The sequence below is a fragment of the Actinacidiphila glaucinigra genome (assembly GCF_035918135.1).
Lineage (GTDB): Bacteria > Actinomycetota > Actinomycetes > Streptomycetales > Streptomycetaceae > Actinacidiphila > Actinacidiphila glaucinigra.
This window is the reverse complement of sequence record NZ_CP109144.1, coordinates 9261526-9285521: the sequence shown is the minus strand read 5'-3', so window position 1 is coordinate 9285521 and position 23996 is coordinate 9261526. Positions and strand designations below refer to the sequence as shown.

The following is a 23996-nucleotide window of genomic DNA, read 5'->3' as shown; positions in this document are numbered from 1 at the left end:
ATGCCCGAATTCACGATGCCGTCACTGGGCGCCGACATGGACGAGGGCCTGGTGCAGGAGTGGCTCGTACGACCGGGTCAGCATGTCGACCGGGGTGACGTCGTGGCGGTGATCGAGACCGCGAAGTCCACCATCGAGGCGGAGTGTTTCGACTCGGGGACCGTCGAACGTCTCCTCGTCGAACCCGGAACGACGGTTCCCGTCGGTACGGCTCTGGCGGTCATCGGCGCCGACCGGCCGCGACAACGGACGGCGCGGCAACCGCGATCCGCCCGGCCGTCACACCCGCCTCGTGCCGAACAGGCTCCCGCCGACCGCACCGTACCGCAGACTCCTCCGAAGGGACCGGACGTTGCCGGCCGACCCGTGGCCACCCCCCTGGTCCGCGCGCTCGCCCACGAAAGGGGCCTGGACCTGGCTCGTCTCCACGGCAGCGGACCGGGTGGCCGCGTCACCAAGGCCGACGTCGAGCACGCGGCCCCGGCTCCGGCCCCCGCACCCCGGGTGCACGCCTCCCCGCTGGCCCGCCGCCTCGCCGAGGAACTCAAGGTACGTCTCGAAGACGTCCCCGGAACCGGCAGGAACGGTGTGGTGCGCGCTTCGGACGTCCGCAAGGCAGCCGGATCCGCGGCACCGCAGCCCGACACGAACCGGGCCCGGCGACGGCGGGAGCATCCAGCGGCCATGCGCCGAACCACGGGTGACCTCATGGCCCGCTCCAAGCGGGAGATCCCGCACTATTACCTGTCCACCACCATCGACCTCGCCGATGCCCTGGGCTGGATGCGCGAGCAGAACCGCGGTGGACCCGTCTCCGGGCGACTGGTGCCGGCGGCACTGCTGCTGAAGGCGGCGGCCACTGCCGCCCGGCGGGTCCCGGAACTCAACGGCTTCTGGCATGAGGGCGGCTTCGTCCCTGGTTCCGGTGTCCACCTCGGAGTGGCGATATCGCTGCGCGGCGGCGGCTTGTTGGCGCCCGCACTGCACGACGCCGACACCCTGCCCCTGCGCGACCTCATGGCCGCGCTCAAGGACCTGGTGGACCGGGCGCGCGCCGGAAGACTGCGGGCATCGGAAACCACCGGGGCGACCATCACCGTCACCAACCTAGGCGATCAAGGGGTGGAGTCCGTCTTCGGAGTGATCTATCCGCCACAAGTGGCCCTGGTGGGTTTTGGAGCGGTCGTCGAGCGACCCTGCGCCATTGACGGGCTCATCGGCGTCCGGCCTGCCGTGACGGCCACCCTCTCGGCCGACCACCGGGCCACCGACGGAGCCATCGGGGGCCGCTACCTGACGACGGTGGACCGGCTGCTGCAACGACCGGAGGAACTGTGAACCGAACCGAAGCCATGGCCACCGTCAAGGAGTCCATCGCCCGGATCGTGCCGGACGCAGATTTCACCGACCTCGGACCGGACGACAGCTTCCGGGAGATCCTGGAACTCGACTCCCTGGACTTCCTCGGGTTCGTCGAGACCCTCGTGGAGCGGACCGGCGTCGACATCGACGAGGACGACTATGCCGCGCTCACCACGCTCTCGGACAGCGCCGACTTCCTCGTCGCGCACACGGCGTGACGTCCCGGCGGCGTCGACCCGCGGGCTTGGCCGGGGAGGCAGCGGAAGGAGATGGTCAGGTGCCCGGGCACGCAATCGACACGAGGATCGCGTCGGCCCTCGTGGAGGCCGCCATCGCGGCCCCGTCCATGCACAACGCACAGCCTTGGAGGTTCCGCCTCCTGAGGGCGGAAGGCGCGCTGCACGTACGTGCCGACCCCGCGCGGCGGATGCCACTCGCCGACCCCGACGACCGCGGGCTCCACCTGGGGTGCGGGGCCGCCCTGTGCAACCTGCGGACCGCAGCCGCCGACGCCGGCTGGGAAGCTGTCGTCACCCTGCTTCCCGACCCCCGAGACCCGGGACTCCTCGCGGCGGTACGCCTGGCCGGCAGGGAACACCCGGACTCCGCGCTCGCGCGGTTGTATCCGGCGGTACGGCGCCGGCACACCAGCCGCTCCCCGTTCGAGGCCAGGGAGGTCCCACCGGCCGTCCGCGCAACGCTGCAGGACGCGGCCCGCCGGGAAGACGCACGGCTCGTCTTCCCCGGAGACTGGCACGCACGGGAGCTGCTCGAACTGGTCCACGACGCGGAAGGGCGGGACGCGACCGACCCCGGGCGTTTGAAGGAACTCGAACACTGGACCCGCAGGGGCACCGAGGCGCAGACGGCCACCGACGGCGTTCCCGAGTACGCGTTCGGCCCCGGCGAGCGTCGCGGACACGCCCCGGTCCGCGACTTCGCCGGGAGGCGGCCAGTCACCGGGCGCGAGGCGGTGGCCTTCGAGGAGACGCCGCATCTCGCGGTGCTCTGCACCACAGGTGATCGACCGGCGGACTGGCTGCGCGCGGGACAGGCGATGGAACGCGTGCTGCTCACGGCCACCCTTGGCGGCCTGTCCACCGCGCTCACCTCCGAGGCACTCGAATGGTCCGACCTGCGCTGGGCGGTACGCGACCCGGAGGCACCGGTCGGTCACCCCCAGATGGTGCTGCGCCTGGGGTACGGACCCCGGGGTGCCGCCACGCCACGCAGGCCCGTGGCGGATGTCCTCGACATCGGGTGAGCCGACCGCGCCCACGCGGGGCCGGCGCTCCGCCGGTCCTGTCCGGGGTGCGCCGGGCGGGGCCATGCGGTAGTCCTCGAAGGTGGCACGGCACGGTCCGGCGCCAGGTGGAGAAGCGGACGTCAATCCCGTCCGCAAGCGCCCCCGGGGCATGACGCGGGGTACCCAAGGAACGGAGGCGGCACGATGGATCCGGTCGTCACGGTGGGTCTCGACGGCTCGCCCGAGAGCCTCGCCGCCGCTCGGTGGGCGGCCGGGGAAGCCGAACGGCGCAGGCTCACTCTGCGGCTGCTGCACGCCTGGCCCATGCTCGCGCCGGAACCGACGCGTCTGCCGGCGGAAGTCGACCAGAACTACTGGGCGAAACGGCTGGTCCACAACGCGCGCGCAGAGTTGCAGGCCCGTCATCCGGGTCTGACGATCGTCGGCAACCTGGTCGCCGACGACGCCGAGCACGCCCTGCTCCAGGCGGCGTCGGAGTCCGAGATGGTCGTCCTCGGCTCCCGGGGCCTGGAGCCGGTCGCCAGCTACTTCCTCGGCGACATCGGCATGCCCGTCGTCTCCCGTGCCGCGTGCCCTGTCGTCCTGGTACGCGCGGGAAGCCCCGGCACCGAACGGGAGCCCATCTCAAGCGACCTGGGAGGAGTGGTGGTCGTCGCCCTGAAACTTCACGGCCCCTGCGACGACCTGCTGGAGTTCGCCTTCACCAGCGCTGCGGCGCTGGGCGCGCCGCTTCGCGCGGTCCACGGCCGAAGCCTGCCTCTGCACGCGCACGTCCCCTGGGGTGTGGACCACGATCTCACCGAAAGGATCCGCAAGGAAGCGCACACGGATCTGCTCCAGGTGCTCCGTCCGTGGCGGGAGAAGTTCCCGCAGGTGATCGCGGCCGACTCCGTGCGTCTGGAGAGCCCGGCCAGGGCCGTCCTCGGCGCGGCGGCCGACGCCGCGCTGCTGGTCGTCGGCCGGCGCGAGCACCGGCCCGCCCTCGCGCCGCACCTGGGCGGGGTGGCGTCGGCCGCCGTGCACCACGCACGCTGCCCGGTGGCGGTCGTCGCCCATGACTGAGCAGGGCCGGGGTGTGACGGCGCCACCGCCGCAGGCCGATGCGTCCGTCGCGCCACCCGGACGCGACCCCGGAACGGCCTGGCCCTCGCTTCCGCGCGCCGAGATCTGCGAGACCCACACCGCGGTGCTGATCTTCCTCGGCGACCACGCCTACAAGGTCAAGAAGCCCGTCGACCTGACGTTCCTGAACTACACCTCCGTTGCGGCCCGCCGCGCCGCCTGCGAGCGCGAGGTCACGCTCAACCGGCGCTTCGCGCCGGACGTCTACCTGGGCGTGGGAGAGCTGCGCAGCCCGGACACGGACGCGCCGGAGCCCGTGGTCGTGATGCGGCGGCTGCCCGCGGACCGGCGCCTGTCCCGGCTCGTCCGCGACGGAGTCGCCGTCGACGACGTCCTGCGCGCCGTCGCGCGGCAACTCGCCGCACGGCACGCCGACGCGCCTCGCAGTGGCGAGGTCGACGAACAGGGCACCCGGGACGCGCTGGCCGGGCGCTGGTCGGCGAGCTTCGCGCAGGTACGGGACATGGCCCGCGACCGTCGCTTCGACGACGGCGTCAGCGACGACCTCGATGAGGCCGAGCGACTCGTCGGGCGCTATCTCGGAGGCCGGGCACCGCTGTTCGACGCCCGCATCGAGCAGGGCCGCGTCGTCGACGGCCACGGCGACCTGCTCGCCGACGACGTCTTCTGCCTCGACGACGGTCCCCGCATCCTCGACTGCCTCGAGTTCGACGACCACCTGCGCTTCGTCGACGGCCTCGACGACGCCGCGTTCCTCGCCATGGACCTGGAACAGCTCGGCGCCCCGGAGGCCGCCTCGTTCTTCCTCAGCCGCTACAGCGAGTACTCGGGAGACCCCGCACCCCGCTCCCTGTGGCACCACTACGTCGCCTACCGCGCCTTCGTCCGCGCCAAGGTCTCCCTGGTCCAGGCGACGCAGGGCGCGCCCGAAGGCGCCGCCGCGTACCGGCGCCTGCTCACGGCGACACTGCGCCACCTGCGGACCTCCGCTGTCGGCCTCACCGTCGTCGGCGGCCTGCCCGGAAGCGGCAAGTCGACTCTCGCCGGAGCACTGGCCGACCGGCTCGGTCTCACGCTGCTCAGCAGCGACCGCCTCCGCAAGGAACTGGCCGGCATTCCCGTGGAGGAGTCCGCGTCCGCCGACTACCTCCAGGGCCTCTACACCCCGGAGTGGACCCGCAGGACGTACGACCGGCTCCTCGACCGCGCGTCCGCCCTCCTGTCCCGCGGCGAGTCCGTGGTCCTGGACGCCACCTGGTCCGATCCAGGACAACGCGAAGCGGCGCAGCGCATGGCCGAACACGCGTGCGCCGACCTGGTCGCCCTGCACTGTGCCGTTCCGGATGAGTTGTCCGCGGCCCGGTTGCGTGCCCGCGGCCCCGGCGCATCGGACGCCGGCCCGGCCATTGCCCGGGCGCTGGCAGCCGCGGAACCGCCCTGGGAGGAGGCCGTCGCGGTCGACACCAGCGGATCTCTCGAATCCGCGGTGGCCAAGGCACTTGGCGCACTGCGCCCCTCGGGCACGGCCCAGGCCCCGCCCTTCCGCCGCCCGTACATGGAACCCGGCTGAGCGGGACACCGGGCTGCCCCGCCCGTGGCGGGTCGCGCCTCGTCCCGGCGGACCACGCTCGACTGGCTCCGCCCGACGGGCCGGGCGCACTATGGAAACAAGACCATTACCGTCCAATCGCGGAGGTGAACCGCGATGACCCTGCCCGCCCACCGCCGGCCCGGCCGGCTCATGGAAGGGTTTCCCGCCCTCGGCTGGGGCGAGCCGATGGCGTCCGAGTTCGACGAGCTCTTCGGCCGTATGAACGATCTGCTGGCCTCGGCCGCCGCGACACCCGCGGGCGCCTGGTCGCCCCTGGCGGACATGCACGAGACCGACGACGCCTATGTGATCGAGGCCGAGCTGCCCGGCATCAAGTGCGAGGACATCGACGTCGAGGTGGACGACCAGCACCTGCGCATCACCGGCGAGTACAAGGAACGCGAACGCGAAGGCGTCCTGCGCCGCAGCACCCGGCGGTCGGGACACTTCGAGTACCGCGCCCTGCTGCCCACCGGCGTCAACGCCGAGGAGGTCAAGGCCCAGTTGTCGGACGGCGTCCTGACCGTCACCGTTCCCAAGGCCCAGAGCGCGAAGCCCCGGCACGTCCGGATCACCGAGAGCTGACGGGCAGCCGACCGCACCATGTCCGGCACATGGGGACCCCGGCCCATCGTCGTCGGTGTCGACCCGGATCCGGCGAGACGCAACGCACTGACCTGGGCCGCGGACGAGGCGGCACTGAGGAATCTGCCGCTCACCCTGGTCTACGCCCAGGGAGTGCCCACGGCCGGCTACACCTCGGGGGAAGTCCTGCCTTCCTGGGAGCGCTGGAACGCGGCCCTGCACGTGGAGGGCGAGCGGCTGCTCGAGCGAGCGGTGGCGTACGTCGGGTCCCGGCAGCCCCGCGTGGCGGTCAGCACGCAACTGGTGGAAGGTCATCCAGCCTGGGTCGTACGGGAGATGGCGCCGGGGGCCGCCATGGTGGTCCTTGGGTCGTGGCGCCTCGGCGCCGTACAGGAGTTGTTCACTTCTGCCTCAGTGGCGCTTCCGGTCATCGCTCACGCCCCGTGTCCCGTCGTCGTGGTCCCCGAACCGGAGGAGACCGACGAGCGGTCCCGATACCTCGTGGTGGGTGTCGACGGACATCCGCGTTCCGCCGCGGCCGTCGGCCTGGCCTTCCAGGAGGCCGCGCTTCATGGAGCGGCCTTGCGCGCCCTGTACGTGTGGCACCCGCCGTTGCTGGGCGTTCTGGACGAGGGCGCCGCCGAGCGGGAGTGCCGCCGCCTGCTGTCCGAGTCGGTGGCGGGGCACCGCGCCGCCTACCCCGAGGTGGACCTCACTCAGGAGGTCGTACGGGGTCACCCGGTGGCGGTGTTGACCCAGGCGTCCGAGCGGGCGTGCGCGCTCGTCGTGGGAACGCGGGGGCAGGGCGGCTTCAGCGGCCTGCTGCTGGGGTCGGTGAGCCAGGGTGTGCTCCATCACGCGCGTTGCCCCGTCATCACCGTCCCGCCGTCGGGCACGGCGGCTGCCTAGACCCGGGCGCGTCCGTCGCCCGCCCGGACCGCCGGCCCCCGGCACGGACAGGAGATCCCCATGGACGAGCACTCCCGGCCGCCCGTTCCCGACGGCCCGGTCGTCGTCGGCACCGACGGCTCCGACGTCTCCACCCGCGCGGTGCTGTGGGCGGCCGAGGAGGCCACCGCGCGTGGCCGACCCCTGCAGATCCTTTGCGCGACGCACGTCGATCTGCTTCCCGACGAACTCACGGAGGACGTCATACGGCCCATCCTGGACACAGCGGCGGACAGGGCGGACAGGGCCGCCCGAAAGGCGACCGGCCGCTTTCCGGGACTGCAGGTGACGACGTCCACAAGCCGCGGCGATCCGGCGGAGAGCCTGGTCGAAGCGGCGGGGGCGAGGGGAACCGTCGTCGTGGGCTCCCGAGGACTCGGCGGTTTCTCGTCACTGCTGCTCGGGTCGGTCGGACGCCAGGTGACCAGGTGGGCCACCGGACCGGTGGTGGTGGTGCGCGGGGAGCCGAGGACACCAGCGGTAACGGTCCTGGTCGGTGCCCGTGACGCCCGCGACATCCTTCCGGTCCGCTTCGCAGCCCTGTACGCACAGCGACGGGATGCCGCGTTGAGGGTGCTCGGTGCATGGACCCTGACGCACCATCTGGAGAGCATGGCACCCATGGTCGCTTCCGTCCGGGCCGTGGCCGAGCGGCAGGCCGACCACACCGCACCCCTCGTGGCCGCCGTGCGTGAGGAGTATCCGAACGTGAGGGTCGCGGAGGAGGTGGTACGGGTCCCGTCGGCTGCAGGCGCACTGGTCGCTCAGTCCGCGCACGTCGATCTGGTGGTGCTCGGAAGCCGTGATGCCACCGGGCTCCTCTCGGCCCCGGTGGGGCGGGTCGCCCAGGCGGTACTGGAACACGCGGCGTGTCCTGTGGCCCTGGTGCCACGCGGGTGACACGCCATCGGGGCCTGTTGGCCGCCGTGCTCATCCCCGGCCCGCGGGGCCCCCGTGCCCGTGCCATGCGTGTGCCCGGCGCAGCCGCACCGCGTCCTCGTGTTCGGCCTGCTCCAAGGCGCGGTCCACTCGGTCCAGTTCGCGCTGGAGCCGCGGAATCCAGTGACGGCGCAGCACACGCACTCGACGCTGTGTGCGACTCATCTCGGCTTCCACGATGCGTACCGCCGACGAAGCCGCCGCATACGAGGCGGCCGATGTCACCACCTCCCGGTAGGCGGCCTCGGCGCGCAGCAGGGCCGTGTTGCCGGGCGCCGCCGTATCCGGCGCGCGCGGCGGGACCTGGACCGCCACGGAGGCAGGCCGGCGCACCCCGAGGGAGGTGGTCCACTCCACCGTGACGACGGCGGGGCCGCCCGCACCCGCGGCGGCCGCGATCAGTGCGTGTTCTCCGCCGATCACCACCGCGCGCAGCAGCCAGGTCTCGGCGTCGGTGACGCAGGCCCGCCAGCCGGCGGCGCAGTCCCGCTGCGTACGGGACAGGGCGTCGTGCTCCCTGTGCAGGAGGTGGAGCTTGCGGTCGAGGAGATCCGCACCGTGGGAGGCGACGTGCAGGCTGCGCCGCAGCCGCAGGCGTGCCGCTCGTCCCGGGGCGCGGTGGCCGCCGTTCACGTGGGGCGCTCCATGTGCACGCCGTGAGCGTGGCGCAGCTCCGGTGGAAGCATCGTCAACTGCTCGGGCCCGAGGGTGAGCAGCACGTCCCAGGCGCGTTCGAAAGTTTCGTCGAGAGTCACCGCCTCGTCGGGGCGCTGGTCGACGAATCGGTGCAGGAAGGCTGCCTCGAAGTCCAGATAGCGGCGGTCCGCCGGGCTGAGCGCCTCGAGTCCCACCAGTTCTGCCAGTTCGCCGACCTGGCGGGCGCGGGCGAGGGCGGCCAGGAGTTGGGCGGCCACCTGCAGGTGGTCCGGCCGGGTGCGGCCGGGACCGGCACCCTTGCGCATCAGGCGGGACAGGGATGCCAGCGCGTCCACGGGCGGATAGACACCTCGTGCTTCCGCATCTCGGGACAGCACGATCTGTCCCTCGGTGATGTATCCCGTCAGATCGGGAACCGGGTGGGTGATGTCCCCTGCGGGCATGGTCAGCACGGGCAGTACGGTCACGGAGCCGGGGCGGTCCTTCAGCCGCCCGCAGCGCTCGTACAGGGACGCGAGGTCGCTGTAGAGGTATCCGGGGTAGGCGCGGCGGCCGGGGATCTCCCCGCGGGCCGCTGACACCTCACGCAGCGCCTCGGCGTAACTCGTCATGTCCGTCATGACGACGAGGACGTGCCGGCCCATGGCGAACGCCAGGTGCTCGGCGACGGTCAGAGCGACACGCGGGGTCAGGAGGCGTTCGATCACCGGCTCGTCGGCGGTGTTCACGAGCAGCACGAGTTCGCCGCCGGCCGACCGTTCCTCCAGCGCCTCCCTGACGAACCAGGCGTCGGCGTGCGTCAGGCCCATGCCGGCGAAGACCACGCTGAACGGCTCGCCACCGACGGTGGCCTGGGCGGCCATCTGCACCGCGAGTTCCAGATGCCGCAGCCCCGCGACGGAGAAGACGGGCAATTTCTGCCCACGGACCAAAGTGGCGAGCCCGTCCACCGCCGCCACACCCGTGAGCACCGGTTCCGCGGGTGGCCCGCGCCGCGCCGGATTGATCGGGTAGCCGGTCACGGCCGCCTGCTCCGCCGCCGTGACCGGCGGGCCGCCGTCGGCAGGCTCGCCGCGGCCATTGCAGACCCGGCCGAGCCAGCCGGGCCCCACCGGGATGTGCAGAGGGCGGCCGGTGAAGGCCACGCGCAGCCGCCGTGGGTCCATTCCGGCCGTGTCCTCCAGGACCTGGACCACCGCGAGGTCCCGGTCCGCATCCACGACGAGTCCGTGCCGCCGCTCCCCCGTGCCGAGGGTGATGACCGCGAACTCGTCCCATCCGACGCCCTCGGTCCCTTCGACGACCAGGAGCGGGCCGCGCACGTCGCGGACGTTCGTGTACTCCACCTCGCTCCGCGCCGTCATGACGCAGCCTTCGGCAGCGCGTCGAGCGCCTGCAGCATCTCGTCGCGCCGGCTCGCCACTTCTGCGGCGTCATGGGGCCCGGCTGCCTCACGGGCACGTAGCAGCGGCCCGAAGTCCGTCTGCTCAACGGGCTCGGGGCTTCCTCCGGCGGCGACGATCTCGCGGCACCGATCGGTGACGGCCAGCACGGCCTCGGCCAGCGCGGCCGTCTTCTCCGGGCTGCTGTAGGCGTCCCGTGCCGACAACGCGTTCTGCTGGAGCAGTCCTTCGCGGACGAGGCGGCCCGCGAGCACGCTCATCCGCTCCTGTGCCGGGAGCGCGGTGATGCCCACGAGGTCGACCAGGGGCCCGAGCCGGTCGGCCTCCGCGAGCAGGGCGCCGACACGCCGGCGGTGGTCGGACGGGTCCCCCGCCGTCGGCCCTTCGCTCAGGACCGCCGCGTCCCTGGAGAACGATCCGGCCCAGGAGACGGCGGGATAGTGACGCGCGTAGGCGAGGTCGCGGTCGAGCGCCCACAGGCAACGGACGAAGCGCTCCGTGTGCGCGGTGACCGGTTCGGCCGTATCACCCCCGGGCGGTGAGACCGCGCCGATGACGGTCACGGAGCCCTGCCCGCCACCAAGCGTGGTCACCGCGCCTGCGCGTTCGTAGAAGGCGGCGATGCTGGAGGCGAGGCCCGCCGGGTAGCCCTCCTCGGCGGGGAGCTCTCCCGAACGCGAGGCGAACTCCCTCAGCGCCTCGGCCCACCGCGAGGTGGAGTCGGCGATGACCACCACGTCCAGGCCCATGTCCCGGAAGTACTCGGCCACCGTCATGCCGGTGTGGACACCGGCCTCGCGTGCCATCATCGGCATGTCGGAGGTGTTGGCGACGGTGACCGTGCGATCCGCCAGCCTCCCGCCGGTACGGGGATCCTCCAGTTCGGACAGCTCGTCGATGACGTCGGCCATCTCGTTGCCGCGCTCGCCACAGCCGATGTAGACGATCACGTCGGCGTCGCACCATTTGGCGATCTGTTGCAGCAGCATGGTCTTGCCGGTTCCGAATCCCCCGGGTACGGCCGCGGTACTGCCTCTGGCGACGGGGAACAGCAGGTCGACGACGCGTTGGCCGGTGGTGAGGGGGTGCCGCGGGATCCGGCGCGCGCGTACCGGACGCGGACGCCTCACGGGCCACGAACCGGTCATCGCGATCTCGGTTCCTGCGACGACGGCCACCACCGCGTCGCGTTCGCGGTCCCCGGCGGGCGCGATCCACTCCACCTCGCCGGTGACGCCGGGAGGCACCAGGACGCGCAAGGTCACCGGTCCTGCCGTCCGCACCTCCCCGACGGCCTCGCCCTCGCCGACCCGCTGTCCCGGGCAGACGCAGGGCACGAAGCGCCCATCACCTTCCCGGCCCGTGGTTTCCACGGCCGCACCTGGCCGGATACGGTCGCCGATCCCGGTCAGCGGGCGCAGCAGACCGTCGAAGATCCCTCCGAGCAGTCCGGGTCCCAGGCGGGCGCAGAGCGGGTGTCCCGCCCCACGGGCGGGGTGTCCCGGCGCGAGACCGCCGGTGTACTCGTAGGCCTGGACGGTGACCACCCCCGCCTCGATGCCCACGACCTCACCGGGCAACCCGGCCTCGCCGAGGAGGACCAGGTCGTGCATCGCGATGCCGCCGGTGTACTCGATCTCGACGAGCGGTCCGGTGACGCGCAGCACGTGACTGGGCGGGCCGCCGGGGCTCAGGGCGTCCACAGGCTCTCCAGCGCGCAGCCTGCGCCGTCCACCACCCGCAGGGCTGCCGACTCCAAGGTGAGGTCGGCGCGGCGTCCCGGCACCCGGGCCTCCACGCCTCCTGTGGGGTGTTCCCGGACCTCGGCGTCCGGCCCGAGCAGGGCTCGGGCCCGCCCGGTGAGCGTGTCGAGGAGGCGGGGGTAGTCCGGCTCGTCGCGGAGCGCCATGACCCGCTCGGCGACCCGGCGGCGCAGTTCGCGGTAGGCCCTGGCCTGTGCGTGGAGCCGATCGGCGCGTTGCTGCCGGTGTGCCGCCGTGATCGCGGCGGCACGGGCTCTCGCAGCCTCGGCCTCGCCCATGCTGCGGCCCTTGGCGATGATCGCCCGGGCGAGGTCCTCAGCCTCGGCCAAGGTCGCCTCGGCGTCGCTGTCGGCCCTCGCGAGGAGGTGGTCGGCTTCCGCCCGTGCACGACGCAGCAGGCTGTCCCGTACGGGCTGCAACGAGTCCGTCACTGCGGCATCACCGCCGTCAGGGGGTGGCCGCACGACAGCCGCTCGGATCCCAGGGCCGCAGCCGCCGCCGGACTGAGGATGACGAGATCGACGTCCGCCGGCAGGGCCTGCCAGGCCTCGTGGACGGCATGCGCGCCCTCGGCGACGATGACGTCGACCCCGGCCAGGGCCAGACCTGCGACTCGGGGCTGTTCCCCGACGGCTGTGACACGTCCCATCGTCAGGCCTTCCCGATCAGGAGGATCGCGACGACGAGACCGTAGATGGCGATCCCCTCGGCAAGTCCCACGACGACGATGGCCCGGCCGAACAGCTCGGGTCGCTCGCTCAGCGCGGCAAGGGCGGCGGCTCCGGTGTACGCGACGGCGATGGCCGCGCCGATGGAGGCTCCGGCGACCGCGATGGCCGCGCCGATCAGGGCGGCCGAGTTGCCGGACGACGCGGCGGCCGTCTGCGTGCCACTGGCGGCGGCAGGCGTGTCGGTGAGCGCGACCGCCACCAGGGCGACGGCCCCGACCAGCAACAGCAGGTTCATCACGGTGATCACCCGCAGGACGGCGCGTCCCCTGCGGCGCAGGACTCGGTGGGTGAGGGTGAAGGCCGCCACGACGGCGGGCAGGGCGATGAGCCAGGCGATCACGGTGGCGCCTCCTTGTGCTGAACGGGTGGGTGCCAGGGCTCGAATGGGTGGCCCTGCCCCTCGAAGACCCGTGAGAACAGCTCGTAGAACTCCAGCCTGAGCGCCTGGACCCCGGCCACCAGGGCTTCCAGGGCGAAGGTGACTGCGGTACCGACGACGAACAGGGCGACGGCCGCGACGATGCCGGGTGCGCCGTGGGCCGCGAGCGCGCGCGTCCCCTGCCAGACGACGGCGGCGAGTGCCGCGTGCGTCAGCCCGAAGGCCGCCACACGGGCGAAGGAGAAGACGTTGGCGCCGATCCGGATGACACCGTCGACGAGCTGGATCCCGGCCTGGAGCACCCCAGGGGCGCCTCCGGGGGTCAGCGCGTACAGCCCGGTTCCTGCGAGGACCAGTCCCGCGGTCGCCGCCGAGCCCCCCAGCACCCACCAACTGGTGCGTCCGAGGGCGAGGCCGACACCGACGCAGACCAGCCCGGAGAAGAGCACGGCTCCTGCTATCCCCGACAGGGCGTACAGGGCCGTTGTGCCTCCCCCCTCTCTCCACCGGTTGGCCGCTCCGGCCGCGTAGGACAGGACGAGCAGGACGCCGCCGAGGCCGAGAGCGGAAAGCAGCAACCGCATCGGCTCCTGCAGGGGATCGAGCCACAGCACGGGCAGTACACCGGTGGGTCCGAAGAATTCGCCGTAGGCGGCTCCAGCCAGGATGCCGGCCACGCCGGCCGCAGTGACGAACGGCCACAGGTGGCGCCACCTCGCCAGCGGTCCAGGCTTTCCCCGCCGAAGGAAGAAAGCCCCCAGGACGAGCAGGCCCCCGTATCCGACATCACCGAACATCAAACCGAACAGGACGACGTAGACGAGTCCGGCGAGCAGCGTGAGGTCGAGGTTCCTGTAGGGCACGGTCCCGTAGACCCGTATCAACGGGGCGAAGGAGCCTCGCAGGGAGCCGGCGGCCCGCAGGAGGGTCGGCGGCTCGGATCCCGGGGGCAGGGGCAGCGCCACCAGTGACCCTCCGCAGGCGGCCAGTCGGTCGGCCGCGGCCGCCAGCCGGTCGCGTGGACACCATCCCGCCAGGGCTGCGACCTGGGCGCGCCGTACGGCGCTGTCCATTCGCTCTTCCATTTCGCGCTCACCGGTCAGCAGGTCGATGCGGTGGTCCTGTTCGAGGGTGTCGAGGTCGGGCGGGGTCTCGGCCAGCACCGGCGTCACGTGGGCGGCCTGCACAGCGCCAAGGTGACGCGCGGCGGGACCGGGTGTGATGTGCGCTGGGTCGTCGATGAGGTCGATCTGCACGCAGCCGCTCTCGGCGACCCGGATCAGCGTCTCGCGCAGGTTGTCGTAGGGAGCCACCACCGCGACCCGCTGCATGCGCACGGGAAGTGTCTGCTCAGTCCACCGCATCGAGGGCCTCCGGATCGCCACCGCCGCGGGCGGCCAGCTCCAGCGCGGCCCGAACCCGCCAGGCGTTCACGGACAGGAGGGCGACCGCGCCGAGTACCGGGGCGAAGCCGAAGGCCGCACGCCGAAGCAGTCCTCGCCCGTCCCGCTCGACCCTGTCCCACCAGCGCAACTCTGCCCTCCACAGCTCACCGGGTTCCTCGATGCCGCTGACGGCCCACCGCGCGTCGGCGGGGAGGCGGCGGACGAAGTCGCCGTAGCTGAGCGCCCGCATGGCCGCCGGCCCGATGGTCCGTGCCGCGCGCCGGGCCGCGGGCCCGGGCACTTCCCTGCCCATGAGGTACGTCTCTCGTGCCACCAGCAGAGCCAGCCGGCCGGACGCCCAGGCAGCGGCGCCGGGAACCGCGGTTGCGATGCGCTGTGCGGCCGATACGCGCAGGCTTGTCGCGAGGGCGGCCGCGGTGGGTGCGCCTGGGTCCCCCCATGCGGAGGCCGCGAGCGCGGACCTCAACCCGCCGGGTGACGCCGTTGCCGAGATCGGTCGCCAAGCCGTGTTCAGCGTGCCGAGCCGGTAGGGCGGGTAAGGGGGGACCCCAGCCTGCAGGGCCCTGGCATGTGCCTCGATGCAGGCGATCTCGAAACCCGACGCCAGCAGGCGGACGGCGGCTGCTCCGGAGCGCGACTGCCAGCCGGCCAGCACGCGCAGATGCCACAGCAGGGTGGCTGCGACGGAGCGCTGCGCTTCGGCGAGGCCGGCCGCCGGGGCCAGGTCGTGGCGGTAGGGCGTGGCCGTCAGACGGGCCAGGGCCTGGTGCAGCGTGGCGGAGGCCGCCACGTCGGCGACGGCGGCCGGTGCCAGGCATCGCGAGAGCATCGACCGGGCGCGCACCGCGCCCGCCACCTGCACGGCGCTCATGGATCCCGCGCCTCCGGCCCGCCGAGGAGCGCTTCGGTGGAGTCGGCGGCCAGCCGGTCGACGAACCCGGGCATACGGCGCTCCACACGGGAGCGCAGTTCGGCCAGCTCCCGTTCGGCTCCGGCCCGGATTCGTACCAACTCGGCCCGCGTTGCGGATCGCTCCCGGTCCATCACGCGAGCCGTCTCCTTCTCGGCGCGGACGTGCGCGGCCTGGACGATCTCGGCAGCCTGACGACGAGCCGTCTCGCGTCGTCGGGCGGCCTCGTGGTTCGCCGCCTCAAGCATCGTCCGGGCCAGGGCCCCGGTGGAGTCCAGGGCGGCGAGCGCGGGCTCCAGTTCGGCCCTGAGCTCGGCGCTGCGGTCGGCGGGCACCCCTCCGGCGGCGGCGGCACCCGGCAGGCCGGTCGGCCGGAAGCGCATCAGGAAATCGCGGAATGCCACCACACGATGCTCCTCGGGTTCCCACGGTTCCCCCTCTCTCCACTGTCCCCGTCGATGGCGGCCGCCGCCTGTTCAGGTACGGGCGGCCGGGTTCCGTCCTCGGGACGTCGCGACGTGGCTGCCGGTGCACGAATTGCGACCGTGCGCGGCGGCGATCACGATGAGGTGAGGGCGTGCGCTCGACAGCCCGGAGTTCTCGCGACGGCCGATGCCGACCGGCTCACGACTGTCGTAGCCTCTTCCGGCCCGTCGGCGTTCCGCGACCGTGGGCGGCTCCTTCGTGGAGGGGAGGGACCGGTGCCATCACCTGGTGCGACGGCCCGCCCCGCGCGACCGGAGAAGATCTTCGACCGGGAGTCCGAGTGGTCGGCCCTCGTCGACTTCGTCTGCGACCCGGGGCCCGGACCCGCACTCGGCGTTGTCACGGGCCGGCCACGACAGGGCACTTCCTTTCTGCTCGAGGCCTTGGCGAATGCCATGGGCGGCTTCTACTTCTGCGGCCAGGACGAGTCGGCTGCGCAGTCCCTGCAGCGTCTCGGCGACCAGTTGGAGCGCCGCACGACCGGGCCCGCGCCCCGAGAGCCGCACAGTTGGAAGGACGCTGTCGATGCGCTGCTGGCTCTCGGGGAAGACCGCCCCGTACCGGTGGTCGTCGACGGCATCCCGGGGCTCGTGGAGCAGAGCCCGTCCCTGCCCGCGCTACTCCATCGAGCGCTCCACGATGCCGAGGCGAGCCTTCGGCCGCCCCGTACGCGTCTTTTCCTGTGCGGAAACTCCACGCCGGTCATGCGCAGGCTCTTCGGGGCCCCGTCACCGCTGCGTGGTCATGTCCGGCTGGAACTCGTCGTGCCGTCACTGGACTTCCGGCAGGCTGCGCGCTTCTGGGGCATTGAAGACACCCGACTGGCGATGCTGGTGCACGCGGTCGTCGGCGGGACACCGGCCTACCGTGGTGATTTCGTCGGTGACGACGTACCGGCCGGACTCGACGACTTCGACGACTGGGTGTGCAGGACCGTCCTCAATGCGCGACTACCGCTGTTCCGGGAGGCCGGTCACCTGGTCGAGGAGGCAACGGACCACCGGGACCGGGCCCTGTGCCACTCCGTGCTCACCGCCATCGCCTCGGGTCACGTCACCGCCGGCGAGATGGCCGGCCATCTGGAGCGGCCCCTCACCGACGTCTCGCACGCCCTTGCCACCCTGCACGACCATTGCGTGCTCGAGGAGAGCCGGGACATCCTGCGCCCCGCTGTCACCCGGTACCGGATCGTCGAGCCCCTGCTCGCCTTCGACCACGCGATCATCCGTCCCCACGATTCGGTCCTCGAACGGGAACCTGCTCCCACGGTGTGGCAGCGGGTTCGGGGCACGTTCCACACGGACACCGCCGGACGTCATTTCGCAGACGTCTGCCGCGACTGGGCCGAGCGGTTCGCCGCCGCCCCTACGTTCGGCGCGCCGGCGATCTCCGACGCGGTGGTCACCGCGGTGTCGTCCGGCTCTGTGCCAGTCCCGGGACGAAGCACCGGCATCGACGTGGACGTGGGCGTCCGTGGCCGGGTGGGCAACCGTCCGGGGGTCCTGCTCTCGGTCGGCACGGCCTGTTGGAACGACGTCATGGGGCTGGAGCACCTGGAGCGGCTCCGCCACGTGCTGTCCGACCTCTCCGAGCGGGGCGAGGACGTGAGTCGTGCCGGGCCCGTCTGCTACGGCGGGGCGGGTTTCAGCTCCGGCCTCCTCCAGGCGGAGCTGCGCGGGGACGTCGTCCTGGTCGGCCCCGAGCGTCTGTACCACGGTGAGTAGCGCACGGACCCGGTCCGCGTCCGCCAGGAAGCCCCTCGGGAGTGATCACATGGAAGCGAAGCAGTGGAGCGTTCAGATCTACATCACCGAGCACGGGGACGAGACCCACGCCCGTGCCCTCCTGACGACCCGGGACACCTCGAACGTCGCCGGTACAGGTGTGGCCCGACGCGCGTCTGCCGATGCCGTCCCCGAGATCGGTGACGAACTCGCCGCCGGCCGCGCTCTGGAGGACCTGGGTCGTCGGGTGCAGGCCGCGGCCGCCGAGGACGCACGTGGCCGCTCGGCACAGTGGGAGGGACCGCCAGGTCCCACGGCCGACGAGCAATAGCGCCGCGGTGACGTCTTCTCGCACGCCCCGCCGGCCGGGGCGGTTCGGCCCGTACGTCGGGCCGTCCGGCCCCGGGCCTCCGCCTGCCGGCGCGTCCACGCTGGGTGTGGAGGTCGGCGCGGTGCCGTGCCGCACGAGCGGAGGGGACACCGCCAGATGGACACCGGCATCGACAGGGACATGGGCTCCACATGGTGGGAGCCGCCGCCGAACCCGGAGTTGTTCGGTCACGTGGTCGTCGGCGTGGACGGATCGGCGCACTCCGGGACCGCGCTGGAGGCGGCGGTCGCGGAGGCCGATCGCCGAGGCGTGCGGCTGGAGATCGTTCACGGGCGGCCCTGGGGCGGGCGCGGACAGGGGCTGTGCCGTGGGCCCCGGCCCTACCACACAGCTCAGGCGGTACTGCGTCAGGCCGCGGCGCGGGCCGAGGAGCTGCGGCCGGGGCTACGGGTGAGCACGTCCCTGGTCGACCGGCCCGCTGGCAGCGTCCTGGTCCGCCGCGGCCATGACGCGGCCCTGACCGTGGTCGGGACGCGTGGACACGGCGGCGTCACCGGGACGCTGCTGCGCTCGGTGAGCCTGCGCCTGGCCGCGCACTCCCCCTGCCCGCTCCTTGTGGTGCGTGGTGGGGCAGCCGCGCATCCGGCGCGTGGCCGTGTGCTGCTGGGTCTGCGCAGCGGCGCGGACACCGAGGCGGCCGCCTTCGCCTTCGCCGAGGCCGGACGTCGCGGCGTCCCGCTGACGGTGCTGCACGTCTGGACCCGCCGAACGGGCGGGTCACCCGGCTGTGCAACGGCGGGGTTCACCGAGCGCGCACGCGCCGAGCAGGGCGTGCCGGTCAATGCGGTGGCCCGGTTGCGTACGGACCAGCGCGTGGTGGCCACGGACATCGAGACGGTGCGCGGCAGGGCGACAGACGTACTGGTCGGGTCAACCGCTGACGCCGACCTCGTCGTGGTGGCCGCGCACCGCCGCCCCGGAAGGACCGGCATGCGGCTCGGCCCGGTCGCCCGCGTCCTGCTGCACCATGCCCAGTGCCCCGTGGTGGTCGTCCCCGTCCCGGCGCCCGGGCGGCGGTAGGAGGCGGGTCCCCCGCTCGCCGCGTCAACGCGTGCGCCGGCTTCGCGGGTGGTGCAATGGCCCGCGGAGGAGGTGAGCAATGCGCGATCGAGCGGGTGCGGTGGTCATCGGGGTGGGAAACGTCTTCCGGAGGGACGACGGCGTCGGCTGGGCCCTCATCGAAACGCTGCGCGGTCGCTCCGCCGGGATCCGGCTGCCGAAGGAAACGGTGCTGCGGGAGTCCGCCGGCGACCCCGGGCAGTTGATCGCGCTGTGGGAGGACGCCGACCGGGCGGTCGTCGTCGACGCCTGCTTCCCGTCGGCCGCGCTTCCCGGGCGTGTCCACCGTTGGTGCCCGTCGCCCGGCGAAGTACCGCCGCCGGAAGCCGGCCGGCACAGCACGCACGGACTCGGCGTGGCCCACGCCCTCCGTCTCGCCGACGCCCTGGGGCGCCGACCGGCCGATCTGGTGGTGTACGCCGTCGAGGGAGCCGACAGGTCGCTGGGGACGGGGCTGAGCCCCGCGGTCGCGGACGCCGTCCAGCCCTTGGCCGAACGCATCGCGCGCGATCTCACTTCGCGTACCGGCGGCCGGCAGGGGCCGTAAGGGCGAAACCGCGCGCGGCACCGCCGTGGTTCAGGCGCGAGCGCCGCAGCCCCGTGGTGCAGTGGACACCGGCTGCTCCGAGCCACCCTCCCCGGCCCGGAGCGCGGACTGAGGGACGACATGACGGAACCTGGAAACACCGGAGCACTCACCTACGAGGCCGCGGAAGCCGTGCTGGACCGGGACGGCCTGGAGACCCTGGTGCGGGTGCTCCGGCGGCGTGGCCGGACCGTGGTCGGCCCCACGGTCCGGGACGGCGCCATTGTGCTGGCCGAGCTGGAGTCCGCCGCGGAACTGCCGCACGGGTGGGGGGTCGAACTGGAGGCGGGCCGGTACCGGATCCGCAGGCGCGCGGACACGGCGGCTTTCGCGCACAGTGCGGGCCCGCAGTCGTGGAAGTCGTTTCTGCACCCGGAGCGAGTACGCCAGTGGAGCGCGGACCGCGGTCCTGAGGGGGAGCTGACCGTACAGGAGGAGACGCCTGACCCCGTCTCCTACGCGTTCCTCGGTGTCCGTCCCTGCGACCTGCGGGCGATCCGGATCCTGGACCGCGTGCTGACCGGCGGCCGCCACCGCGATCCCGCCTACGGTTCGCGCCGTACCGGGGCCTTCCTCATCGCGGTGGAGTGCACCGAGCCCGGGGCCACGTGCTTCTGCGTCTCCATGGGCGCGGGGCCCGCCGTGGACGAGGGGTACGACCTCGCGCTGACCGAAGTGCTGGACGCCGACGGCCACCGCCTGCTGTGCCGCAGCGGAAGCGCGGAAGGCGCCGCCGTGCTCGCCGAGCTCCCCCGGCGCCCCGCCGATGACGCGACAAGACGCGCCGCCGCGGACGCGGTCGGCAGCGCGGCCGAGCGCATGGGCAGGAGCATGCCCGCAGTGGACCTGCGTACCCTGATGCGCGACAACCTGGAGGCCGACCGGTGGGACGATGTCACCTCCCGCTGCCTGAGCTGCGGCAACTGCACCATGGTCTGCCCCACCTGCTTTTGCACGACCACCGAGGACGTCTCGGACCTCACCGGTGACCACGCCGAGCGGTGGCGACGCTGGGACTCCTGCTACGACTTGGATTTCTCGGCACTGCACGGCGTCCCCGTGCGCGAATCGGCGCGCAGCCGCTACCGGCAGTGGCTGACCCACAAACTCGGAACCTGGCACGACCAGTTCGGCAGCTCCGGCTGCGTGGGCTGCGGCAGGTGCATCGTCTGGTGCCCCACCGGAATCGACCTCACGGTGGAAGCACGCGCCCTGCACGAGGAGGCCACGGGCACGGAGGACCTTCGGTGACCCCACAAGCGCGCCCCATGGAGACCAAGGGCATCCTCGCCGCCCTCCCGGCCGAGCACCGGGACCGGCTCATGGCCCTCGCCGAGGAGGTGGCCTTCCCGACGGCGGTGCGGATCTTCGAGGAGGACGAGCCGGCGGACCGCTTCTGGATCATCCGTACGGGCAGCGTCGCACTGGACGTGCAGAACCCCGGCCGCGGCCGGGACGTCGTCGAAACCCTGGACAGCGGATCACTTCTCGGCTGGTCGTGGCTGTGCCCGCCCCGTCGGTGGCATCTCGGTGCGGAGACCCGGGAGGCCGTTACGGCTTGGCAGTTCGACGCCGCGGCCGTCCGCGGATTGTGCGCCGAGCAGCCGGCTTTCGGAATGGCGCTGGTCACCCTGGTCGCCCAGACGATCGGGCACCGGCTGCGCGCGACGCGCGACCGGCTGCTCGACCTGTACGGCCCGCGGGGAAGCGGGCCGGGGACATGAGCGACGTCGTACCCCTCCCCCACCGTGTCGTCGGCCGGCGTCGCGACACCTGCGACACGGTCACCGTCGAACTGGCTCCGATCTCGACGGCACTCCCGCCTTTCGCTCCCGGCCAGTTCGCCATGGTCTATGCGTTCGCCGTGGGTGAGATCCCCGTCTCGGTGTCACGTATGACCGCCGGAGGACGCCTCTCGCTCACCGTCCGGTCCGTCGGGGCGGTGTCCGCCGCACTGTGCCGTGCCACCGTGGGGGCGACGGTCGGCCTGCGCGGACCATTCGGCACCGGCTGGGACACGACGGCCCCGCTCGGCCACGACCTGCTCGTCGTGGCCGGGGGGATCGGACTGGCCCCCCTGCGTCCACTGGTCCACACCGTCCTGTCCCGCCCGCAGGCCTACGGCCGGCTGAACGTCCTGATGGGTGCCCGGACCCCGCAGAATCTGCTCTACCAGGACGAGCTACCCGAGTGGCAGCAGCCTTTCGCAGCGGTCACCGTCGACCGGCCCACTCCGGACTGGAGAGGCCGGGTCGGCGTCGTCACCGGACTGCTCGGCGAGGCCCGGTTCACGCCGGATGACACCGCGGCGTTCGTCTGCGGCCCCGAGGTCATGATCCGCGCCACCGCCCGCCGGCTGATCCACCTCGGCGTACGTCCCGACCGCGTACAGATCTCCCTGGAGCGGAACATGCGATGCGCCACCGGTCACTGCGGTCATTGCCAACTCGGCCCCCTGCTGCTCTGCCGTGACGGACCCGTCGTCTCGTACGACCTGGCCCGACCGCTGCTCGCAGTACGGGAACTGTGACATGACCTCCTCCACCGCCCCCGAAAGGCCCTCCCGCCCACGACTGGGAGTGTTCAAGTTCGCCTCCTGCGACGGCTGTCAGCTGACACTCCTGGACTGCGAGGACGAACTTCTGGGCCTGGCCCACGAAATGGAGATCGCCCACTTCCTGGAAGCCTCCGGTGACGTCGGGCCGGGGCCGTACGACCTCGCACTGGTCGAAGGATCGGTGAGCACCCCCGAGGACGCGGCCCGCATCCGGCGTGTCCGTGCCGAATCGCGTCACCTCGTCACCATCGGCGCCTGCGCCACCGCGGGCGGCGTCCAGGCGCTGCGGAACTACGCGGACGCCACGGAGTACCTGACAGCGGTCTACGCCCGCCCCGACTACATCGCCACCCTCGCCACCTCCACTGCGATCTCCGCTCATGTGAGGGTCGACTTCGAGCTGCGCGGGTGCCCCATCGACCGTGGTCAGCTTCTCGAGGTCATCACCGCCTTCCTCTCCGGCCGCAAGCCGGACATCCCCAACCACAGCGTGTGCTTCTCGTGCAAGAGGCGTGGCACCGTGTGCGTCGTAGTCGCCCACGGCACGCCCTGTCTGGGTCCCGCCACCCACGCCGGTTGCGGCGCCCTCTGCCCGGCCTACGGGCGTGGCTGCTACGGGTGCTTCGGTCCCGCCGGCACGACGAACCTCCCCGCGCTCATCCCGCTCCTGCGGCGCGACGGCCTGAGCGACGAGGACGCCGGACGCCTCCTGCACACCTTCAACGTCACCGCGTTCGCCAAGGTCCAAGAGGAGGACCAGCGATGAACGTGAGCGATGCCGGCGACGGGTCACGCGTCCTGCGGCTTCCCGCGCTCGCGCGCATCGAAGGCCAGGCAGCCCTGCGCCTCCTGCTCCGCCAGGGCACGGTCGCCCAAGCCCAGCTCGCGATCTACGAACCGCCACGGTTCTTCGAGGCCTTCCTGCGGGGCCGCGCGCACACCGAGCCGCCCGACCTCACCTCCCGCATCTGCGGGATCTGTCCCGTCGCCTACCAACTGACGGCGTGCAGGGCCGTCGAGGACGCGTGCGGGGTGACCGTCGACGGCCAGTTGGCCGCACTCAGGCGTCTGCTCTACTGCGGTGAGTGGATCGAGAGCCAGACCCTGCACATCCATCTCCTGCACGCACCGGACTTCCTCGGCCATGACGACGTCATCGGCCTGGCCCGCGACCACCGGCAGCACGTCGAGCGCGGCCTGCGGCTGAAGCAGACCGGCAACGCCGTGATGGAGCTGCTCGGCGGGCGCTCCATCCATCCCGTCAACGTCCGGCTCGGCGGTTTCCACCGCACCCCCACGCGTGCCGAACTCCGCCCCCTCGCGGAAAGGCTGCGGGTCGCCCTCGACGACGCGTGGGACACCGTGCGATGGGTGGCGGGCTTCGACTTCCCCGACGCCGAATGCGACGCCGACCTGTTCGCCCTCGCCGAACCTGACACGTACGCCATCGAGTCCGGAGTGCCCACCGTCATGCGCTCCGGCGCGGCGGTGACGCGTGACTTCCCCGTCGCCGACTTCTGCACCCACGTCGTCGAGGAGCAGGTCCCGCACTCCACGGCGCTCCATTCACGGCTGGACGGCCGCCGGCAACTCACCGGCTCCTTGGCCCGCTACGCCGTCAGCGGCCACCTTCTGTCGCCCCTGGCCCTTCAGGCGACCCGGGAGGCCGGGCTGGCGGAACCACCTCTGCTCACCGGCGCCGGCTCCCCTCCGAACCCGTACCGCAGCATCATCGTGCGCGCCGTGGAGGTCCTGTACGCCGTGGAGGAGGCCCTGCGCATCATCGACGGCTACGAACCGCCACCGCGGCCCTGCGAGGATGTGCCGCCACGACCCGCGGTGGGGCACGGCGCCACCGAAGCACCCCGCGGACTGCTGTACCACCGCTATGCGATCGACGGCGATGGTCTGGTCACGGACGCACGTATCGTGCCGCCGACCGCCCAGAACCAAGGAGCCATCGAGGACGACCTCCGCCGCCTCGTGGAGAGGGAACTGGAACGCGGCGATGTCCCTGACGACGCGCTGGCCCGTCTGTGCGAACGCGTCATCCGCAACCACGATCCGTGCATCTCCTGCTCGGCACACTTCCTGGACGTGGACATCGCCCGCGCCTGCGGCCCGTGAAGAGGGCTCCGCGCCTTCCCGGCCTCTTGTAGCCTCGCCGTT

Annotated in this window: 26 protein-coding genes; 17 read left to right on the top strand and 9 right to left on the bottom strand. The window is 72.5% G+C overall.

The features are described 5' to 3' along the window. The 8 genes from OIE69_RS42205 (at window position 1) to OIE69_RS42170 (ending at window position 7736) form a co-directional block, all read left to right on the top strand. Window positions 1–1338 (top strand): 2-oxo acid dehydrogenase subunit E2, encoded by a 1338-nt coding sequence (locus OIE69_RS42205; protein WP_326580777.1) that lies wholly within the window; start codon window positions 1–3, stop codon window positions 1336–1338. Beyond that, a complete protein-coding gene (locus OIE69_RS42200; protein ID WP_326580776.1) occupies window positions 1335–1580 on the top strand; it encodes an acyl carrier protein in 246 nt (81 codons plus the stop codon). The genes OIE69_RS42205 and OIE69_RS42200 overlap by 4 nt, the downstream gene beginning before the upstream one ends. Window positions 1581–1639: 59 nt before the next feature. After that, window positions 1640–2626, top strand: a complete 987-nt coding sequence (locus tag OIE69_RS42195; protein WP_326580775.1) for an Acg family FMN-binding oxidoreductase — start codon at window positions 1640–1642, stop codon at window positions 2624–2626. 186 nt (window positions 2627–2812) lie between these two features. Further along, window positions 2813–3691 carry a universal stress protein gene (locus tag OIE69_RS42190; RefSeq protein WP_326580774.1) on the top strand — a complete coding sequence of 293 codons (879 nt, stop codon included), beginning with the start codon at window positions 2813–2815 and terminating at the stop codon, window positions 3689–3691. Window positions 3692–3794: 103 nt separating this feature from the next. After that, window positions 3795–5282: a bifunctional aminoglycoside phosphotransferase/ATP-binding protein gene (locus OIE69_RS42185; protein ID WP_326581570.1), complete on the top strand. Its 1488-nt coding sequence runs from the start codon at window positions 3795–3797 to the stop codon at window positions 5280–5282. A 135-nt stretch (window positions 5283–5417) separates the two neighbouring features. Next, window positions 5418–5888, top strand: coding sequence for an Hsp20/alpha crystallin family protein (locus OIE69_RS42180; protein ID WP_018557445.1), 471 nt, complete (start codon window positions 5418–5420; stop codon window positions 5886–5888). An 18-nt stretch (window positions 5889–5906) separates the two neighbouring features. Next, entirely contained in the window at window positions 5907–6797 is an 891-nt protein-coding gene (locus tag OIE69_RS42175) for a universal stress protein (protein ID WP_326580773.1), read from the top strand. 60 nt (window positions 6798–6857) lie between these two features. Continuing rightward, window positions 6858–7736 carry a universal stress protein gene (locus OIE69_RS42170; protein ID WP_326580772.1) on the top strand — a complete coding sequence of 293 codons (879 nt, stop codon included), beginning with the start codon at window positions 6858–6860 and terminating at the stop codon, window positions 7734–7736. A gap of 30 nt (window positions 7737–7766) precedes the next feature. On the opposite strand, the gene OIE69_RS42165 is transcribed toward OIE69_RS42170, so the two are convergent. From OIE69_RS42165 to OIE69_RS42125, 9 genes are read right to left on the bottom strand one after another with little or no spacing between them, the layout of a single operon-like run. Then, window positions 7767–8408, bottom strand: a complete 642-nt coding sequence (locus OIE69_RS42165) for a V-type ATP synthase subunit D (RefSeq protein ID WP_018557448.1) — start codon at window positions 8406–8408, stop codon at window positions 7767–7769. Further along, a complete protein-coding gene (locus OIE69_RS42160) occupies window positions 8405–9796 on the bottom strand; it encodes a V-type ATP synthase subunit B (RefSeq protein ID WP_326580770.1) in 1392 nt (463 codons plus the stop codon). Before OIE69_RS42160 ends, OIE69_RS42165 begins: the two co-directional genes overlap by 4 nt. Next, entirely contained in the window at window positions 9793–11538 is a 1746-nt protein-coding gene (locus OIE69_RS42155) for a V-type ATP synthase subunit A (RefSeq protein WP_018557450.1), read from the bottom strand. The genes OIE69_RS42160 and OIE69_RS42155 overlap by 4 nt, the downstream gene beginning before the upstream one ends. Continuing rightward, a complete protein-coding gene (locus tag OIE69_RS42150) occupies window positions 11526–12029 on the bottom strand; it encodes a V-type ATP synthase subunit E family protein (RefSeq protein WP_018557451.1) in 504 nt (167 codons plus the stop codon). Before OIE69_RS42150 ends, OIE69_RS42155 begins: the two co-directional genes overlap by 13 nt. After that, on the bottom strand, window positions 12026–12247 hold the full coding sequence (locus OIE69_RS42145; RefSeq protein WP_018557452.1) for a hypothetical protein: 222 nt from the start codon (window positions 12245–12247) through the stop codon (window positions 12026–12028). The genes OIE69_RS42150 and OIE69_RS42145 overlap by 4 nt, the downstream gene beginning before the upstream one ends. Before the next feature lie 2 nt (window positions 12248–12249). After that, window positions 12250–12669 (bottom strand): ATP synthase subunit C, encoded by a 420-nt coding sequence (locus OIE69_RS42140; protein WP_018557453.1) that lies wholly within the window; start codon window positions 12667–12669, stop codon window positions 12250–12252. Next, entirely contained in the window at window positions 12666–14039 is a 1374-nt protein-coding gene (locus OIE69_RS42135; RefSeq protein ID WP_326581569.1) for a V-type ATPase 116kDa subunit family protein, read from the bottom strand. Before OIE69_RS42135 ends, OIE69_RS42140 begins: the two co-directional genes overlap by 4 nt. Window positions 14040–14058: 19 nt before the next feature. Then, a complete protein-coding gene (locus tag OIE69_RS42130; RefSeq protein WP_018557455.1) occupies window positions 14059–14985 on the bottom strand; it encodes a serine/threonine-protein kinase in 927 nt (308 codons plus the stop codon). Then, complete coding sequence (locus OIE69_RS42125; RefSeq protein ID WP_158689659.1) at window positions 14982–15428, bottom strand: hypothetical protein; 447 nt, start codon at window positions 15426–15428, stop codon at window positions 14982–14984. Before OIE69_RS42125 ends, OIE69_RS42130 begins: the two co-directional genes overlap by 4 nt. 297 nt (window positions 15429–15725) lie before the next feature. Here OIE69_RS42125 and OIE69_RS42120 point away from each other — a divergent pair, with 297 nt between their 5' ends. From OIE69_RS42120 to OIE69_RS42080, 9 genes are all read left to right on the top strand, one after another. After that, a complete protein-coding gene (locus OIE69_RS42120; protein WP_326580769.1) occupies window positions 15726–17234 on the top strand; it encodes an AAA family ATPase in 1509 nt (502 codons plus the stop codon). Between the two features lie 49 nt (window positions 17235–17283). Beyond that, window positions 17284–17565, top strand: a complete 282-nt coding sequence (locus tag OIE69_RS42115; protein ID WP_326580768.1) for a dsRBD fold-containing protein — start codon at window positions 17284–17286, stop codon at window positions 17563–17565. Between the two features lie 156 nt (window positions 17566–17721). After that, a complete protein-coding gene (locus OIE69_RS42110) occupies window positions 17722–18645 on the top strand; it encodes a universal stress protein (protein ID WP_326580767.1) in 924 nt (307 codons plus the stop codon). 79 nt (window positions 18646–18724) lie between these two features. Continuing rightward, window positions 18725–19231: a hydrogenase maturation protease gene (locus OIE69_RS42105; RefSeq protein WP_026250688.1), complete on the top strand. Its 507-nt coding sequence runs from the start codon at window positions 18725–18727 to the stop codon at window positions 19229–19231. Between the two features lie 120 nt (window positions 19232–19351). Continuing rightward, a complete protein-coding gene (locus OIE69_RS42100; protein ID WP_326580766.1) occupies window positions 19352–20521 on the top strand; it encodes a 4Fe-4S dicluster domain-containing protein in 1170 nt (389 codons plus the stop codon). Between the two features lie 17 nt (window positions 20522–20538). Further along, complete coding sequence (locus OIE69_RS42095; RefSeq protein ID WP_018557462.1) at window positions 20539–20994, top strand: cyclic nucleotide-binding domain-containing protein; 456 nt, start codon at window positions 20539–20541, stop codon at window positions 20992–20994. Then, a complete protein-coding gene (locus tag OIE69_RS42090) occupies window positions 20991–21800 on the top strand; it encodes an FAD/NAD(P)-binding protein (protein ID WP_326580765.1) in 810 nt (269 codons plus the stop codon). Before OIE69_RS42095 ends, OIE69_RS42090 begins: the two co-directional genes overlap by 4 nt. Before the next feature lies 1 nt (window position 21801). Beyond that, the gene (locus tag OIE69_RS42085) at window positions 21802–22593 is read left to right on the top strand and encodes an NADH-quinone oxidoreductase subunit B family protein (protein WP_026250689.1); all 792 of its coding nucleotides are present in this window, start codon (window positions 21802–21804) and stop codon (window positions 22591–22593) included. After that, a complete protein-coding gene (locus tag OIE69_RS42080) occupies window positions 22590–23954 on the top strand; it encodes a Ni/Fe hydrogenase subunit alpha (RefSeq protein ID WP_326580764.1) in 1365 nt (454 codons plus the stop codon). Before OIE69_RS42085 ends, OIE69_RS42080 begins: the two co-directional genes overlap by 4 nt. Window positions 23955–23996: the final 42 nt, after the last annotated feature.